General features: G+C 58.7%; 10 protein-coding genes. 8 read left to right on the top strand and 2 right to left on the bottom strand.

The window, feature by feature from the left end; all coding sequences use genetic code 11:
* Window positions 1–179: 179 nt before the first annotated feature.
* Complete coding sequence (bglS, locus tag BCM02_RS09400; protein ID WP_148928834.1) at window positions 180–893, top strand: beta-glucanase; 714 nt, start codon at window positions 180–182, stop codon at window positions 891–893.
* A gap of 301 nt (window positions 894–1,194) precedes the next feature.
* Window positions 1,195–2,880 (top strand): extracellular solute-binding protein, encoded by a 1,686-nt coding sequence (locus tag BCM02_RS09395; protein WP_425466166.1) that lies wholly within the window; start codon window positions 1,195–1,197, stop codon window positions 2,878–2,880.
* Window positions 2,881–3,001: 121 nt separating this feature from the next.
* Here the strand turns inward: BCM02_RS09395 and BCM02_RS09390 are convergent, their stop codons facing one another.
* Both BCM02_RS09390 and BCM02_RS09385 read right to left on the bottom strand, forming a co-directional pair.
* On the bottom strand, window positions 3,002–4,660 hold the full coding sequence (locus BCM02_RS09390; protein ID WP_148928832.1) for a response regulator: 1,659 nt from the start codon (window positions 4,658–4,660) through the stop codon (window positions 3,002–3,004).
* Between the two features lie 12 nt (window positions 4,661–4,672).
* Window positions 4,673–6,385, bottom strand: a complete 1,713-nt coding sequence (locus tag BCM02_RS09385; RefSeq protein WP_148928831.1) for a cache domain-containing sensor histidine kinase — start codon at window positions 6,383–6,385, stop codon at window positions 4,673–4,675.
* 244 nt (window positions 6,386–6,629) lie between these two features.
* Between BCM02_RS09385 and BCM02_RS09380 the strand changes: the two genes are divergently transcribed.
* The 6 genes from BCM02_RS09380 (at window position 6,630) to cysI (ending at window position 17,596) form a co-directional block, all read left to right on the top strand.
* Entirely contained in the window at window positions 6,630–7,490 is an 861-nt protein-coding gene (locus BCM02_RS09380; RefSeq protein WP_148929216.1) for an ABC transporter permease, read from the top strand.
* Between the two features lie 75 nt (window positions 7,491–7,565).
* A complete protein-coding gene (locus BCM02_RS09375) occupies window positions 7,566–8,444 on the top strand; it encodes a carbohydrate ABC transporter permease (RefSeq protein WP_148928830.1) in 879 nt (292 codons plus the stop codon).
* 79 nt (window positions 8,445–8,523) lie between these two features.
* Window positions 8,524–12,918 carry a carbohydrate binding domain-containing protein gene (locus BCM02_RS09370; protein ID WP_148928829.1) on the top strand — a complete coding sequence of 1,465 codons (4,395 nt, stop codon included), beginning with the start codon at window positions 8,524–8,526 and terminating at the stop codon, window positions 12,916–12,918.
* Window positions 12,919–13,069: 151 nt separating this feature from the next.
* Entirely contained in the window at window positions 13,070–13,675 is a 606-nt protein-coding gene (locus tag BCM02_RS09365; protein WP_148928828.1) for a pentapeptide repeat-containing protein, read from the top strand.
* 329 nt (window positions 13,676–14,004) lie between these two features.
* Window positions 14,005–15,849 (top strand): assimilatory sulfite reductase (NADPH) flavoprotein subunit, encoded by a 1,845-nt coding sequence (locus BCM02_RS09360; protein ID WP_148928827.1) that lies wholly within the window; start codon window positions 14,005–14,007, stop codon window positions 15,847–15,849.
* A gap of 28 nt (window positions 15,850–15,877) precedes the next feature.
* On the top strand, window positions 15,878–17,596 hold the full coding sequence (gene cysI, locus BCM02_RS09355) for an assimilatory sulfite reductase (NADPH) hemoprotein subunit (RefSeq protein WP_148928826.1): 1,719 nt from the start codon (window positions 15,878–15,880) through the stop codon (window positions 17,594–17,596).
* Window positions 17,597–17,998 lie beyond the last annotated feature (402 nt).

The following is a 17,998-nucleotide window of genomic DNA, read 5'->3' as shown; positions in this document are numbered from 1 at the left end:
TCCGCTTTAGATATTGCTATCTCATCTTGCAAGGTTGCTATATCATGTCCTGGCCGGCAGGCGCTACAATGAAATCGCCGGAAATGAAAACGCTTTATTATGAGGGGGAGGAGGGTGTGAAAGTAACAGATTGCGTGCGTATGTTCATATTCCAGGCGAATGGATGCGGAGGTGTAATGATGAAGAAGAAAACTTGGCTTACCTCGATCGCGACAGTCATCGCGTCCGTCATGCTTGTCACGAACGCTTATGGCGCGTCCGTATTCTGGGAGCCGCTGACGTATTTCAATTCCGCTACGTGGCAGAAGGCGGACGGTTATTCGAACGGCGGGATGTTCAACTGCACGTGGCGGGCGAACAACGCCGGCTTCACGGCCGACGGCAAGCTTCGACTCGGATTGACGAGCTCCACGTACAACAAGTTCGACTGCGGCGAATATCGTTCGACGTTCAAGCAGGGCTACGGTCTCTACGAGGTGAGCATGAAACCGGCGAAGAACGTAGGCATCGTCTCGTCTTTCTTCACATACACGGGTCCCAGCGAAGGCTCGGTTTGGGACGAGATCGACATTGAATTCCTGGGCAAGGACACGACCAAGGTGCAATTCAATTACTTCACCAACGGCGTCGGCGGACACGAGAAGCTGGTGGACCTCGGCTTTGATGCGGCTGCCGGCTTCCATACGTACGCATTCGACTGGCAGCCCGGGTATATCAAGTGGTATGTCGACGGCGTTCTGAAGCATACGGCGACGACCAACATTCCGAGCCACCCGGGTAAAATCATGATGAACATCTGGAACGGAACGGGCGTGGACAGCTGGCTTGGCGCGTATAACGGGGCGAATCCGCTGTACGCCGAGTATGATTGGGTGAAGTATACGAGCAATTAGGCGAAGCGGCCATCGTCGCGGCATGAACAACGAGTCTTAGGCAGCCCTCCCGAAGGGCTGCTTATTGACGGTTTTGCCCTCTTCGTACCGGAGAATAGCGAGATGCGCGGCCATTGCGAGAGGAAGATGCCACTTTTGCAAGAACTACTATTCAATATGCAACATCCTAAAGAAGTGCAATCGATGTTGCAATCTTAGTATAGGCGCGCCGAACGCGGTTTCTTTACGATAAGCTTTGTACACAACCTACGAATTGGGGGAAACAACGTTGGACACAAGGAACAAGAAGCGCCTGGGCGCGATGCTGCTGACCGGCATCGTCTCGTTGTCCGCGATCGCGAGCGGCTGCGGCAACAATGCGGCGGACGACGCGAATGCGGGCGCGAACGAGCAGCCGGCGAACGCGGCGACGGAGAACGCGGTAGCCGGAGCGGGGATGAAAGACGGCAAATACGATCCGCCGATCACGATCACGTATCTTCGCCCGTGGGGGCCGGACGTGAAGTTCAAGGACGGAGAGAACCAGGACAACAACGTGCATGCGAAGTGGGCGAGCGAGAAGCTTGGCATCGAGCTGAAAAATCAATGGATTTCGCCGTCGACGAACAACGCGTTCGAGACGAAACTTCGGTTGTCGCTGGCGACGAACGAGCCCATGCCGGATATTATCTCGTATCGCGGCGACTTCAACCTCGTCCGGGAGCTGATCGATTCCGGCCGCTTCGTCGATGCGGGCGAATTGTTCGATAAGTATGCGAGCGAGACGTGGAAGAAGGCGATGGACGAGGATCCTTCGGTATGGTATCCGTATATGCAAGACGGCAAGCGGATCGGCATACCGATTCTCGATTACGCGTACAACGGCGATCCGGTCATGTGGATTCGCGAGGACTGGATGAAGAAGCTGGGCTTGTCCGCGCCGAAGACGCTGGACGACCTCGAGAAGGTTATGGACGCGTTCGCGAACCAAGATCCGGACGGCAACGGCAAGAAGGATACCTACGGCCTCGCGATCGGCTTCAAGAACTGGATCAACACGTGGATGTCCGATGCCGGCTGGATCTTCGGCGCGTTCGGCACGATGTCGAATCAATGGAACTTAAGCGCGGACGGCAAGCTGGAGTACGGCTCCGTGACGCCGGGCGCGAAGCAGGCGCTTGCGACGCTGCAGGATTGGATGGGCAAAGGCTATCTGCCGACCGAGGCGGGGCTGTACGACGAGACGAAGGCGGCGGAGGACTTCACGGCCGGCAAGGCGGGCATCGTCGTCGGTCCGCATTGGATGCCGGCTTGGCCGCTCGAAGACGTGAAGAAGAACAACAAGGACGCGCAATACAAGGCGTACCCGGTACCGTCCGGTCCGAACGGACAAGCCGGCCGCCACGGCACTTCCAACGCGAACGGCGTCGTGCTGATCAATAAGGACATGGCGCATCCGGAAGCATTCTTTACGTACCAAAATTACCTGTTCGATCAGTTCGCCAACCCGCCGATCGGCGGCGAGTTCGAGTACGGCTTGGCGGAAGGCTACGACTGGGTCATGGTCGACGGCAAGCCGACGACCGACGCGGCCCACACCGGCGGGTTCGCGCCGGAGAAATATACGATCACGTTCGACGGCGCGCGCATTCCGGGCTTGAACATGGCGACGCTGGCGAAGCTGGCGGACGGAGGCGAGGCGGCGACGCCGTTCGAGAAGAAGCTGAAACTCAGCACGCCGCAGACGATGTTGGACGCGGCGAAGATCGTGCTCGAGCAGAAGGACATCACGATGCAGCAGCTGTTCACCGGCGCGCCGACGGCGACGATGCAGATGAACAACGATATTCTCGCGAAGATGGAGAAGGACACGTTCTCGCAAATCATCTATGGCAAAGCGCCGATCGATTCGTTCGACGCCTTCGTCGAGAAGTGGAAAGCGTCCGGCGGCGATCAGATCACGCGGGAAGTCAACGAGTGGTACCAGTCCGTCAGCGGCGGGCAATAAAGGCAGAAGCGGCATGCGGCGAATAGCGACGGGGCAGAGGAGCTAGCTGCAGCCGCGAATTCAGCGCAAAAAAGCGCCACGGGGCAATGTTAACCCGCGGCGCTTTTTGCGCTGTTTTTCGTTATCCTTGCTGCTGGTGCAGACCGTCGCGGTACTCCTGGGGCGTCACGTCGAAAAACTTCTTGAACACCCGAATGAAGTACGCGGTATTGTTGTAGCCGACGAGTTCCGCGATCTCGAACACCTTCGACGCCGTCGTCCGCAGATAGAACGCCGCCTTCTCCATACGCAGCCGGTATACGTATTCCGTTAGCGCTTCGCCGGTCTCCGTCTTATACACCTTGGACAAATAAACAGGGTGCAGGTGCACATGGCCGGCAATCGCGGGCAGCGATACGTCGCGGGCTAGCTCGCGGTCCACGAAGCTGCGCACGCTGCGGACGATCGTGCTGTGGTTGTCCTGCAGCTCACGATCGGCGTCTTCGCGAATGCGGTGCAGCGTCCGCAGCGCCCAATCGAGCAGCTGCGCCGCGGTCGAGTAGGCGGGACTTTGAAAATACCGGTACGCCTCGTCCGGCAGGACGGCGCGCAGCTGCTTGCCGTTCTTGTGGATGAGGTAGGCAAAGGCGCCGGCCAGCACGTGATACGCTTCGATCAGCTGCTCCGGCACATCGGAGTGCTCGTCCGCTTGCAGCAGCTCGTCGAAGATCCGCCTGATCTTGCTCTCGACGTCGTCGAACCTACCGGCCTCCAGCAGATGCAGGAGCGTCGGCGGTTCGTACAGCGACCATACGGCGTTCACCGCGGCATCCGCCGGCTCCGCGTCCTGCGGCATCATGACGAACAGCCCTTGGCCATGGCCCATCTTCTGGCGCATGGAGCGGACAGCCTGGTCGTAGATGTCGCGTACTTGGGCCGGGAAGACGCCCCAGCCGCCGACGAGAATGGAGACGGCGCCCTTCAAGTAATTGTGCACGTTCGTCTGGATTTGCGCGGCGTACCGCTCCACGAGAGGGCGCGATGTCGCGGCGTCCGTTGTTCCGCCTTCGGAGGTCGCCGCTTTCCTTTTGACAATGATGACGATATAGTCATGCGCATCCCGCGTCGGCCAGATATGGAATTCGTCCTGCATCACTTCGCTCACGATGTTGCAGATCGCGTATTCCATAAGCGCCTGTTCGCGGGCGGACAGATCGGCGAACCGCTCCTCCATGCGCACGAGCAGCAGGTTGATCTCGTCCTGGGCGGAGTAGGGCAAATCGAGCAGTTGCAGCTTGTCCGCAAGAGCAGGAGCGGCGTAGGTTTTGCCGGCCAGAAGCTCGCTTAGCATCGTCGAGCGCAGCAGCGGCAAATTCTCGTTCAAGGCGTACAGCGCCTTCTGCACGGACGCGGCTTCTTCCCATTTCGCCTGGATCTGGCCGACGACGCGCGTGACCGAATCGATTAGATCTTCGTCGCTGACCGGCTTCAGCAAATAATCGAACGTCTGCTGCGCGATCGCCTGCTTGGCATATTCGAAGTCCGCATAACCCGACAGCAGGATCGATCGGATATTCGGCCAACGGCGCTGGATGTGCGTGATGAGCTCGATTCCCGACATGCCCGGCATCCGGATATCCGTTATGACGACGTCGATCGCATTGTTCTCGAGCACCTCCAGCGCCATCGCGCCGGACAGCGCCTCGTGCACGGCGCCGATCCCGCATTCCGCCCACGGAATCGTCTCGGCCAGCGTCTCGACGACCGACCGCTCATCGTCGACCAATAATATTTGCAGCATATGCATCTCCGCCTATTCGTCTGTTTTGTCCAACCATGAGAGCGTTACCCTGACGCCGCCCGATGCCGATCGGGCATAACGGAGCCCGGCGCCTTCGCCGAAGAGAAATAGCATGCGCTGATGGACATTCCACGTTCCGCACCCCATATTCTGGTCCAGCGGCTTCTCCAACTTCCGCTGCAAATCCGCCATGGCTTCTTCCGTCATGCCGACTCCGCTGTCCTCCACCGTTAGCATGTAAATCCCGTCCTCGCATGAACCGCTTACGAGGATCTCGCCGTCCTCGGCCTGTGGCTCCAAGCCGTGCACGATGGCGTTCTCGATGATCGGCTGCAGCGTCAGCCGCGGCACGGTCACCTCAAGCATCGCATCGGGGATGCGGATCTCGAATCTCATTCGCTCCAGCCGAAGCGCTTGGATGTTCAAGTAGTTGGTCGCCATGCGCACCTCCTCGCGAATGGTGGCCAGATCATTCTCGCTTCTCGTGATATACCGGTAATATTCGCCCAGATTGAGCGACATCGCGACGACGGCTTGCTCGTTCTTCATCCGCGCCATGTTCTTGATGTAGAACAGGCAATTGTACAGGAAATGCGGGTTGATCTGCGATTGAAGCTGCTTTAAGGTCGCCTCGCGCCGCCGCAGTTGCTCCTCGTAGACGTTCTCGATCAGCTCCTGGATGCGCTGCGCCATAATGTTGAACCGTCCGAACAGCACGCTGAATTCGTTGCGCTCCGCGTTCGGCAGCCGCACGGAGAAGTCGCCGGCGGACAATCGTTTCGTCCCGCGGACGAGCTGCAGGAGCGGCAGCTGCACGCTGCGGTACAACGCGAAAACGACGGCGACGCTCATGACGAGCAGTACGGCGATCGACAGATAGAACAGGTTCCGGCTGCTCGTGACGGGGCTCAAAATTTGCTGCATCGGCACGTAATCGACATAGTACCATCCGAGGCTCTTCGACCGGATATACGACACGAAATATTCGGTGTCGTCCAGCTCGGCGCGGAAGGCGCCGTTCTCCGCTAGCGACATCCCTTTCAACTGGCCGGATAAGAGCGCGATGCGCGTTTCGTTCGCCGAGCCGTTGCGGATCGTGCCGCGCGATGGATCGAACAGGAACGGATCGCCGCTGTTGTTGATTTTGTTCTGGTCGAGCAGGGCTGTTACGTGCTCGATCGGGAAGCTGATTTTGGTAATAAGCCTTGCCGATTTGGGATTGGCCATCGCCGACACCGGATCCGTGGCATGCCACGTGAACCGGTTGCCCTCGTAGTTCCACGCTTGGGGGAAAGGCGCATCGAACTGCTTCTCGTCATAGGACAGCGCCGCGTAATAGTCGGTCGACAGCACCTGGCGGGTGCGGGGAAAGTACAGCGTGATCTCGGAATGCCACTTGCTTGCGGCGTTATAGAGATTCATTTTCTCCAGGATCGATACGCTCAGCTTCACCCGTTCATAAGGCTGCTCGGCGAAATCGGGCCGCTGGTACTCCTGGATGGAGGAATCTTGCCCGATCGATACGCCGTACAACGACAGCTGGTAGATCGTCGCTTCGACCTGGGAGGCGAAGAACGAGAGCCGATTCGTCGTGCCGCTCTGAATTTCGTGCTCGATGACTTTGACGCTCTCCCGGTTGGAATAGGTGTACAAGGTGAGGACGGGGATGAGCAGGAGCAGGATCAGCAGCGTGATTTTGGTGAAAACGTTGAAGCGCGACAGCACATCGCGGGCCTCCTTCATCTAGTTAAAATATCAATACCGTTCTTGCAATATTAGGATATAGAACCCAAATGGCCATTGCTATAATCGTTATATTACAAGGTCTGCCGGACCTAGCAAAGTAGAAATTCGTCGAATAACGGAGGATGCGAAATTGAAAGAATTGGTTTTAGAAGCGGGGAAGCCGCGCGCCGAGCGAGCTGCCGCAAAAGGAAAATGGAACCTGAAACGGAACTGGCCGCTGCATATGATGCTCGTACCGGCGGTACTGCTGACGCTGCTGTTTCAGTACGTGCCGATGGGCGGCCTCGTCATCGCGTTTCAGGATTTCAAACCATGGCTCGGTCTTGGCGGATCCAAGTGGGTCGGCCTCGACAACTTCCGGTTCCTGTTCAAGTATCCCGGCGTCGACCAAGTGATCTGGAACACGCTGATCATCGCGTTCTTCAAAATCGTCGCAGGACTGATCGCGCCGTTCTTGTTCGCGGTGCTGCTGAACGAGGTGCGATCGATGGCGTTCAAGCGGATCTCCCAGACGCTCGTCTATCTGCCTCACTTCCTGTCATGGGTCATTCTGGGGGGCATTCTGCTCGATATTCTATCCCCGGACGGCGGGATGGTCAACAAGCTAGTGGTGGCGCTGGGCGGTCAGCCCGTGTTCTTCCTCGGCGACGGCGATTGGTTCCGGGTGACGCTGATCGTCAGCGACGTCTGGAAGGAATTCGGCTTCGGCACGATCGTGTTCTTGGCTTCGCTCGCGGGCATTAACCCCGCGCTGTACGAGGCGGCCGAGGTGGACGGCGCGAACCGGCTGAAGCAGACGCTGCACATTACGCTGCCCGCGCTGCTGCCGATCGCGATCGTGCTGCTGACGCTTTCGATCGGCAACATTTTGAACGCCGGTTTCGATCAGGTGTTCAATCTGTACAACCCGCTCGTGTACGAGAAGGGGGATATTATCGACACCTTCGTCTACCGGCTCGGCATTCTCAATGGCAAAATGAGCTTCGCGACCACGGTCGGTCTGTTCAAATCGGTCGTCGGCACCGTGCTCATCGTCGTGTCGTATTGGCTGGCCTACCGACTCGCCAACTACCGCGTGTTTTAGCGGAAGTTCAATACGGCCATTGATCACGAAGCAGTTCCAGGCGTAACACGCACTTTTTAGAAGGAGGACTCGTTCTTGTATCACAAAACATCAGGCTATCGATTGTTCAGCATCGCGAATTATCTCTTCCTCGGCGCGCTGTCGCTGCTGTGCATCCTGCCGATCATTCACATCCTGGCGGTCTCGTTCAGCAGCATGGCGCCGGCGTCGGCCAATCTGGTCGGGTTCTGGCCGATCGGTTTCACGTCCGATGCATATGTCAAGACGTTCGGCAACTCGAACTTCTTGAACTCCCTCTGGATCTCGGCGGAGCGGACGGTGCTGGCGACCGTTATCGGCATGGCGCTCGTGACGCTGACGGCGTTCCCGCTGGCGAAGGAGGAGCACAGCTTCAAGGGCAGATCGATGTATACCTGGTTTTTCGTCTTCACGATCTTGTTCAGCGGCGGTCTCATTCCGAGCTACATTCTCGTGCAGAAGGTCGGGCTCATGAATTCGATCTGGGCGCTCATTCTGCCGGGCGCGGTCTCGGTCTGGAATGTTATCCTCATGATGAATTTCTTTCGCGGGCTGCCCAAAGAGCTGGAGGAGGCGGCCTACCTGGACGGCGCAGGTCAGCTGAAGACGCTCGCGCTCGTGTACATTCCGCTCTCCATGCCGGCGATCGCGACGCTGTCGTTGTTCACGATGGTGTATCACTGGAACGCCTGGTTCGACGGCATGATTTATATGTCGGATGTTAAAAACTACCCGCTCGCGTCCTTGCTCCAGACGATCATCGTGCAGCAGGATTTTTCCAAAATCAACGTCGATCCGAGTCAGCTGGAAAATATCTCGCAGCGGACGGTGCGGGCGGCGCAAATTTTCATCGGCGCGCTGCCGATCCTGCTCGTCTATCCGTTCCTGCAGCGGTTTTTCGTCAAGGGCATGGTCATCGGCGCGGTGAAGGAATAATCGCTTGGTTTCGGTTGGCAGGGCTGCGGAGGGCAGCCTTAGCCGATCGCGAGAACGAACCATACAGGAGGAGACGAACATGAACAAGACCAATTGGCTGTCCGCGATACTCGCCGGCGGCTTGCTAATCTCGGCGATCAGTCCGGCGGCCTATGCAAGCGAAACGAAGAAGCTGGCGACCGGGGAAGGCTTCGCGGATGTGAGCGGCGCGCATTGGGCGAAGTCCGCCGTTGAGCAGCTTCAAGCGCTGGGGCTGATGACCGGCGATGCGGACGGGCGCTTCCTGCCGAATCGGCCGATCACCAGAGCGGAATTCGTCGCGGTGTTGGATCGGGCGTTCGGCTACGCCGGCGACGGGTCAAAATCGTTCGCCGACGTGCTTCCCGAGGCGTGGTACTACCGCCCCGTCATGAACGCCGCCGGATCGGGCATCGTCGAAGGAACGGAGGACGGTCAATTTGCGCCGAACGCCCCGATTACGAGAGAAGACGCGGCCGTCTTGCTGGACCGTGCCTTTCAACTGTCGTCGGGATCGGAATCCGACGCGACGCTGCGGAACTTTCAAGATAGCGAGGATGTAGCCGGTTATGCCAAGAAAGCGCTTACTTATCTCGTGGAGACGAAGATGCTGAAAGGGGCGAACGGACGTCTGCTGCCGAAGAAGCCGATGACCCGCGCGGAATCGGCATTGCTGCTCGCGGGCATGATGGCCGTGCTTATCGCGAAGCCGACCCAATACGATGCTGCGAAGATCACGGGTAACGTCGTCGTTCGAACGGGCGGCGTTACGATGAAGAATACCGTCATCGAAGGGAACTTGCTGCTCGCGGAAGGCATTGGAGAAGGCGAAGTCGCGCTGGAAGGCGTGACGGTAACCGGCAGCACGATCATCAAGGGCGGCGGGAGCCATTCGATCGTCTTCAAGAATGCCAAGTTGGGACGGGTCGTCGTCGATAAGCGGGGAGAGCCGGTCCGGGTCGCCTTCCAGGACGGCACGAAGGCGGATAATGTGAACGTGCTGCAACCTGCGCAGATCGAGGTCGCGGCGGATAGCGCGATCGGCGCGATGACGTTCGGAGAGACGGCGAACGCATCCAAGCTGACGGCAGAGGGGAAGATCGGTCAGCTGCTGGTGGAGGCCGACAAGGTGACCGTGAACGGCGAAGATGCGAGCGCGGGGTATTCGGGCACCTTTGAACCGAAGGCCGTTTCGTCGACGCCGGTCGTCACGACGACGCCGGGCAACCCGGGCACGTCGCCCGGCGACAACGAGCCGCCGGTCGCCCCGACTACGATCCCCGATCAGGATTGGGAGCTTGTCTGGCGCGACGAATTCAACGCCGCCGCCATCGATGCCTCCAAGTGGACGGTTATGGATACGGACGTCGTTTATAATAACGAGCTGGAATACTACAGTCCGAACAACGCCTCCATACAGAAGGACGGCAGTCGCAGCGTCCTGAATGTCACCGCGAAGAAGGAGGCTTATCGCGGCAGCGATTACACGTCCGCCAAATTAACTACGCAAGGCAAGGGCGATTGGACGTACGGGAAGGTCGTCGTTCGCGCGAAACTTCCGGTCGATCAGGGCATGTGGCCGGCGATCTGGATGCTGCCGACGGACGAAGCGCATTACGGCGGCTGGCCGGCATCGGGCGAGATCGACATCATGGAGCTGATCGGGGGCGAGCAGAGCAAGCAGCGCGTCTATGGCACGCTCCACTATGACCGCGTGCAGCCGGACGGCTCCCATGGGCACGATCAAGGTACCTATGAATTGGCGCAGGGAGCAACGTTCGCGGACGGCTACCACGATTTTCAGGTGGAATGGCTGCCAGGCGTCATTCGCTTCTACGTGGACGGCCGGCTGTATCACGAGGTGAGCGACTGGAAGACGAAGGGTCCCGGCCAGCCGGAATATTACACCTACCCGGCTCCGTTCGATCGTCCGTTCTACTTGATTCTTAATTTGGCCGTCGGCGGCGATTGGCCTGGCGCGCCTGATGCGGATTTCGTGTCGGACGAGATGAAGGTGGATTTCGTGCGCGTGTATTCCTACAAGAAGCTGGACGAATGGCCGGACGTGACGGGTCATCCGCCGGACCCGGCGATGAAGCGGCAGCCGCAGCAGGATGGCAACCAGCTGTACAATCATGATTTCAAAGGCGAGCATGGCGCGGACGGCGTTCCGCAACACTGGCAGTTCCTGCTGAACGCAGGCGGTGAAGGAAGCGTATCCGTTGTCGACGATGAGACGAAAGGAATGGCGGCGAAGGTGTCGATCGCCAATCCGGGCGAGCAACTGTATTCGATCCAACTGACGCAGATGCCGATGTACATCCAGAGGGGCAAGCGCTACAAGGTGACCTTCGATGCCAAAGCGGACGCCAGCCGCACGATCATGGCCAAGGTGAACCAATTCCAGAAGAGCTGGAAAAATTACTCCGGCGAGCAGACCTTCGCGTTGACGACGGCATGGCAGCCGTATACGTATACGTTCGACATGCGGGAGACCACGGACAACAATGCCCGATTCGAATTTAACCTCGGCCTAAATGAGGGAATGGTCTATATCGCAAACGCGAAGCTGGTCGAGATTGGCGATGCGCCGCCGCTGCCGGACGAGACAATCGAGCGGAAGCCGCTCCCGGACGGGAATCTCGTCTATAACGGCACGTTCGACCAAGGGACGGACCGGTTGGCATTCTGGTCGCCATCCGTTGCAGCGGATGCAAAGGCGCGGATCGGCGTCAATAATTTCCTCGCCTTCCCGATCATGGAGCGGCAGCTGGTGGTGCAGGTCGAAGAAGGCGGGGCGGAGGCAAGCAGCGTCGCCGTCAGCCATCCGGGATTGAAGCTGGAAGCCAACGCGGCATACGGTCTATATTTCGAAGCCAAGTCGGATGCGCCAAGGACGATGCAAGTGGATGTCGCTCGTTCGAACGGCGGCAGCGCGCAATTCCCGCAAGGCGCATCCGTCCAACTGGGCACCGAGCTTGAGTCTTATGCCAAGGAAATCGTCATCGGACCGGAAGCCGATGCGGAAGCGGAGCTGAAACTCTTGTTCGGCGGCGAGGCCGGTACCGTATATGTAGACAACGTTCGCTTGGTGAAGCGGGGGCAGCCGGTTCATGTCGCGGGGTATGCCCATATCCCGGCCTCGCAGGCATGGGAGATGCGCGGCCTTCAACTGGAGGATGCCTCCGAAGGAGGAACGAACGTCGGCTATATGGACGAAGGCGATCTGCTCCAATATAAAGTCAGCGTCGCCGAGAACGCCGAATACGTGCTCTCCGCGCGAGTCGCGAGCGGCGAGGCCGATTCACCGGTCCGGCTTCGCGTGAAGGACGAGAGCGGCGCGACGGTTGCCGAGGCAGTAGCGAACGTCGGCAATTCGGGCGGCTGGCAGACGTACAAGACGGTATATTTCGAACCAATCGCGCTCGCAAGCGGCCGGAACTATTATGTCGATTTCGAAGGGTACGACTACAATACGCTTTGGGTGGACTTGTCGCGCAACATCGCACGCAACGGCAAATACGACTCGGGCACGGAAGCGTGGAATATGGTCACGACGGATTCGGCGACGATGGCGGTAACCGAGAGCGGCGAGCTGAGCGTTCGTCATCTGGGCACGGGCGCGCAGTGGTGGGATCATCAAGTACAGCAATTGGGCTTGACGATCGAGCAAGGGAAGACGTACCGGCTGGAGCTGGATGCCCGCTCGTCGGCGCCGAGAACGATGCATGTCGTCGTCTCGCAGAGCAGCGGCGAATACGCGAAGTATTTAATAGAAGAAACAGCGCTCGCGGAGGAGAAGTCCAAGCTCTCGTACACCTTCAAGATGGACGCGCCGACGGATGCCGCCGCAGTGTTATCCTTCGGTCTGGGCATGCCGGCAACCGCAGGCGGCGCCCATACGGTCGCGATCGACAACGTGAAACTGTACGAGGTGAACCCCGCGGCGGATGCCGGGGGGCAGCCGGTGAACGTTAATCTGCTGCATAATGGCGATTTCGCCAGCGGGACGGAAGGTTGGTTCTCTTATGCCGCCGGAGATGCGAGCCAGCTCGCGATCGCCGCGGAGGGCGGCAAGCTTCAAGTCGCCATCGGCAACGTCGGCGATTACCCATGGGACCGCCAAGTCATCAACGAAGGTTTCGCCATTCAGCAAGGTTCCCGGTATACGCTCACCTTCAAGGCGAAGGCCGGCACGCCGCGGAAGCTCGGCCTCGGCCTCGGCTGGGTGGACGTCGCGGCGAACTACGAGTGGCACGGCTATTTCGGCCAGCAGGCGGACTTGACGACCGAGGAGCAGCTCTACACGTTCACCTTCGACGCGACGGCCGAAAGCTACCGGAATGCGCGCATATCCTTCGATATGGGCAACATTTCGGGCGGAAACGCAGGGCAAACGACGATTACGCTGTCGGAGGTTAGTCTAGTCAACATCGGTCCGGCGAGTAACGAATAAAGTGATCTGCAAGCGCCGAACCGATCCCACGCGGACGTTCGGCGCTAATCGCCGTTCGATAAATTTATCGCTTGACATTTCGCGGCGTTTACCCGGGGGCTTGACAGCCATGTGCTATAGTGGAGCTATATTGCGTACTCGGGAGGCTAGCATGTTTCAACATCATCAACAGCATTACGTGAAGGTCGATTTCGGCGCTCGGGATCTGCGATACGGCGAGCTGATCGGCTGCACGTTCGATCAATGCTCGTTCGCGAACGGTTCGCTGGAAGAGGTCATCACCAGCGGTTGCCGCTTCATGTCGTGCGATTTCCGCGGGGCGCTGCTGAACGGGTCGATTCATAAAGAATCCGCCTTCGAGAATTGCGGCTTCGGCGGCGCTAATTTGTTCGTGGCCAAATTCGAGTCGTGCAAAATGACGGGCTCCGACTTCTCGGGCGCCACGCTGGACGGGATATCGATCGAGCAGGGCGATTGGTCGTACGCGAACCTGAGACAAGCCCGGCTGGCTAGACAGGACTTGCGCGGCGTCCGATTCGTCGAAGCCGATTTGTCCGGCGCTAACTTGGAGAAGGCGGATCTGCGAGACTGCGATTTGACGATGGCCGCGTTATCGAAGGCCATGCTGAAGGACGCCGATCTCCGCGGCGCCAAGCTGGACGGCGTGGATTTCAAGACGATGGCGTTGACGGGCGTGAAGCTGGACCGGGAACAGGCGGTGCTCTTGGCGCGTTCCTTCGGGGCCAAGATTGTGTAACCCAAGCCCTATGCCCACGAATTCTCGTCTTACGAATGAAGAGCATGCTGCCAAGAGCGCATGCTCTTCGTCGTGTCGGCAGTCACGAGCGAGCGTAGCTGTATCGGCCTTCATGGCAGCGAAAGGTTTCTATTCGCCGATTTCTGGCAAGAACGCCCAGCGCATTGTGTTTTATTATAGGATTCATCAGAATTCATTATCTTTAAGTCGATCATTTCGCTCGCATTATATGGTATAGTTTTCAAAAGGTAAGTTTATCGGAGGGCGGAGATGTACGTCTGCCCGCCCGGCATGTTTTCGCAAGACAAACTTTTGTGGGGTGGATCGCGTTGCAATTGCAAGTAACCAACAGTCCGTTTAACCAAGAGCAGGTCGACCTTCTGAACCGGCTTCTGCCGAGCTTGACCGACAGTCAAAAAATTTGGCTAAGCGGTTTCCTTGCCGCGACAGCCTCCGCTCCGGCGGCTTCCGCGGCTCCGTTGGCCGCGCAGCAAGCGCTTAACGTCGCGGTAGCCGCGCCGGCACCCGCAGCTAGCAAGGACGTGACGATTCTCTTCGGCTCCCAGTCCGGAAATTCGGCGGGATTTGCCAAGAAATCGGCTAAAGTGCTGACGGAGAACGGCTTCAACGTCACCGTCTCCTCGATGAGCGATTTCAAGACGAACCAGCTCAAGAAAGTCCAGCAGCTCCTGATCGTGGCGAGCACGCACGGCGAAGGCGAACCGCCGGATAACGCGATCTCGTTCCATGAGTTCCTGCTCGGCAAACGCGCGCCGCGGCTGGAAGGCATGACCTTCTCCGTGCTGGCGCTCGGGGACACCTCTTATGAGCTGTTCTGCCAGACCGGCAAGGAGTTCGACGCCCGTCTGGAAGAACTCGGCGCGACGCGCCTCGTCGACCGCGTAGATTGCGACGTCGACTTCGACGAACCGGCATCCGGCTGGCTCAAGAGCGTCGTGGACCGTTTGAAGGAAGCGGGCTCCGCCGGTACGGGTGCTGCAGTCGCAGCCGCGCCTTCGTCCGATGCCGGAACAGCCGCGGAATCCGCGTATTCCCGCACGAACCCGTTCCGCGCCGAAGTACTGGCGAGCTTGAACCTGAACGGCCGCGGTTCGAACAAAGAGACCCGTCATCTCGAGCTGTCCCTCGAAGGCTCGGGAATCGCGTATAAGCCGGGCGACGCCCTCGGCATCTACCCGCAGAACGATCCGGCGCTCGTCGACGAGCTGCTGGAAGCGACGAAGTGGGATGCGCAGGCGCAGGTCACGGTGAATAAGAACGGCGAGGTTCGCGCGCTGCGCGAAGCGCTCATCGATTACTTCGATATTACGACGCTGTCCAAGCCGCTGGCCGAGAAGCTCGCGCAGATCGCCGCGAACAAGGAAGCGCTGGAACTGTTTGATGCCTCCAACCGGGAGAAATTCAAAGCCTATGCGCATGGCCGCGATTTGCTTGATTTCATTCGGGACTACGGCCCGCTTCAAGGAAGCGCGCAGGACGTTGTGTCCTTGCTCCGCAAAATTCCGGCGCGTCTGTATTCCATCGCAAGCGCGCAATCCGCGAATCCGGACGAAGTGCATCTGACTATCGGCGCGGTGCGCTACGAAGCGCACGGCCGCGAGCGCAAGGGCGTATGCTCCGTCTATGCCGCCGAGCGGCTGCAGCCGGGCGACACGGTGCCGGTATACATTCAACCGAACGACAATTTCAAGCTTCCGGAAGATCCAAGCACGCCGATTATCATGGTTGGACCGGGCACGGGCATCGCGCCGTTCCGCTCGTTCATGCAAGAGCGCGAAGAGAGCGGGGCGGAAGGTCCATCCTGGCTGTTCTTCGGCGATCAGCACTTCGTGACGGACTTCCTGTACCAGACGGAATGGCAGCGCTGGATCAAAGACGGCGTCTTGACCCGCATGGACGTGGCCTTCTCGCGCGATACGGAAGATAAAGTATACGTACAGCACCGTATGCTTCAGCATGGCAAGGAATTGTTCGCATGGCTGGAGCAGGGCGCGTCGTTCTACATTTGCGGCGACGAGAAGAACATGGCCAAAGACGTGCACCGCGCGCTCTTGGAGATTATCGAGACCGAAGGCGGCAAGAGCCGCGAAGAAGCGGAGAACTATCTGGCGTCGATGCAGCAGAGCAAGCGGTATCAGCGCGACGTATATTGATTTTGGATGAAGAGGAGCACGACTTAGCATGGCAAAGACGAAATTAACTGCCCCTGAGGGAACACCTAGCGATGTCGAACGCATTAAGCGCGAAAGTAATTATTTGCGCGGCACCTTGGCCGAATCGATGCTCGAGCCGCTTAGCTCGGGCATCTCGGATGATGACAACCGGTTGATGAAGTTCCACGGCAGCTATCTGCAGGACGACCGCGACCTGCGCAACGAGCGCCAGAAGCAGAAGCTCGAACCTGCCTATCAATTCATGCTCCGCGTCCGGATGCCGGCTGGCGTCGCCCAGCCGGGGCAATGGCTCGTCATGGACGAGCTGGCCAATAAATATGGCAACGGCACGCTGAAGCTGACGACGCGCCAGACGTTCCAGATGCACGGCATTCTCAAATGGAACATGAAGAAGACGATTCAATCGATCCATATGGCGCTGCTCGATACGATCGCTGCGTGCGGCGACGTTAACCGCAACGTCATGTGCAATCCGAATCCGTACCAATCCGACGTCCACGCCGAAGTATACGAGTGGTCGAAGCGGCTGAGCGACGATCTGCTGCCGCGGACGAGAGCGTATCACGAGCTGTGGCTGGACGAGGAGAAGGTCGCCTCCACGCCGGAGGTCGACGAAGTCGAACCGATGTACGGCCCGCTCTACCTGCCGCGCAAATTCAAGATCGGCGTCGCGGTTCCGCCTTCGAACGATATCGACGTATACTCGCAGGATCTCGGGTTCATCGCGATCGTCGAAGACGGCAGACTGACCGGCTTCAACGTGGCGATCGGCGGCGGCATGGGGATGGCGCATGGCGACAAGGAGACCTACCCGCAGTTGGCGAAGGTCATCGGCTATTGCAAACCGGAGCAGATCTATGACGTAGCCGAGAAAATCATCACGATCCAGCGCGACTACGGCAACCGCGCGCATCGCAAGAATGCCCGGTTCAAGTATACAGTCGATCGCCTCGGCCTGAAGAACGTCAAATCCGAGCTGGAGCGCCGTCTCGGCTGGAAGCTGGAAGCGGCTAAGCCGTTCCACTTCAACGACAACGGCGACCGTTACGGTTGGGTTCAAGGCGTAGGCGATACGTGGCACTACACGATGTTCGTAGAAGGCGGACGCGTGGCGGATTTCGATGACTATCCGCTTATGACAGGTCTTCGCGAGATCGCGAAGGTGCACACGGGCGACATTCGTTTAACGGCGAACCAGAACCTGATCATTGCCAACGTATCGTCGCAGAAGAAAGCGGAGATTTCCGCCTTGATCGAACGGTACGGCCTTTCCGACGGCAAACGTTACTCGGGTCTGCGCCGCAGCTCGATGGCTTGCGTCTCGCTGCCGACGTGCGGTCTCGCGATGGCGGAAGCCGAGCGTTACCTGCCGGTGCTCATCGATAAGATCGACGGCATGCTGGACGAGAACGGACTGCGGGAAGAAGAAATCACGATCCGGATGACCGGCTGCCCGAACGGCTGCGCGCGTCACTCGCTCGGCGAGATCGGTTTCATCGGCAAGGCGCCGGGCAAATACAACATGTATTTGGGCGCCGCGCACGACGGCAGCCGCCTGAGCAAGATGTACCGTGAGAATATCGGCGAAGACGAAATTCTTCGCGAGCTGTCGGGGATCATTCCGCGTTATGCGAAGGAGCGCGAGAGCGGGGAGCACTTCGGCGACTATGTCATTCGCGCGGGCATTATCGCCGCGACGACGGACGGCACCAATTTCCATGCATAGAGGCCGCTTGATGGTGGCGTGAGACAAGCTTCCGAGAGGCATGCGAATACGAATCGCATGCCTTTCGTGCTTGTTTTGTGCGAGAAACGCAAACCACGCGAGTTTACATGCATAAGGCGCGTCAACCGAACCAGTCTAGGATCCGCGTAAGGTGGTTCCGATGAAAGGGAAGGCGTTCTTTCCTAGTGAGAAAGCTGGCAGAGTGAATCTGCGGCTTGATTCGCGCTTTTAAGCTAATTTTCAGTTTGCGCTAAGGTTCTTTTCATCTAGGTCTGCTAATGTAAAAGTAATTCATTCGCCCACTAACACTACGTCGTGTAGTGTGTGGCGAGACAGCGGTTCGCCATCTTTTTTTTATTCAATTGCACTACGAATTGTAGTGTTCGGGATGGCGACGTACAT

The organism is Paenibacillus methanolicus (assembly GCF_008124765.1).
GTDB lineage: Bacteria > Bacillota > Bacilli > Paenibacillales > Paenibacillaceae > Paenibacillus_Z > Paenibacillus_Z methanolicus.
The sequence above is the reverse complement of the archived record's forward strand: the minus strand, read 5'-3'. Positions and strand labels throughout refer to the sequence as shown.

Bases quoted from the DNA above. Each gene is read 5' to 3' on its own strand.
- bglS (WP_148928834.1), top strand. From the start codon at position 180: ATGAAGAAGAAAACTTGGCTTACCTCGATCGCGACAGTCATCGCGTCC.
- BCM02_RS09395 (WP_425466166.1), top strand. From the start codon at position 1,195: ATGCTGCTGACCGGCATCGTCTCGTTGTCCGCGATCGCGAGCGGCTGC.
- BCM02_RS09390 (WP_148928832.1), bottom strand. From the start codon at position 4,660: ATGCTGCAAATATTATTGGTCGACGATGAGCGGTCGGTCGTCGAGACG.
- BCM02_RS09380 (WP_148929216.1), top strand. From the start codon at position 6,630: ATGATGCTCGTACCGGCGGTACTGCTGACGCTGCTGTTTCAGTACGTG.
- BCM02_RS09370 (WP_148928829.1), top strand. From the start codon at position 8,524: ATGAACAAGACCAATTGGCTGTCCGCGATACTCGCCGGCGGCTTGCTA.
- BCM02_RS09365 (WP_148928828.1), top strand. From the start codon at position 13,070: ATGTTTCAACATCATCAACAGCATTACGTGAAGGTCGATTTCGGCGCT.
- cysI (WP_148928826.1), top strand. From the start codon at position 15,878: ATGGCAAAGACGAAATTAACTGCCCCTGAGGGAACACCTAGCGATGTC.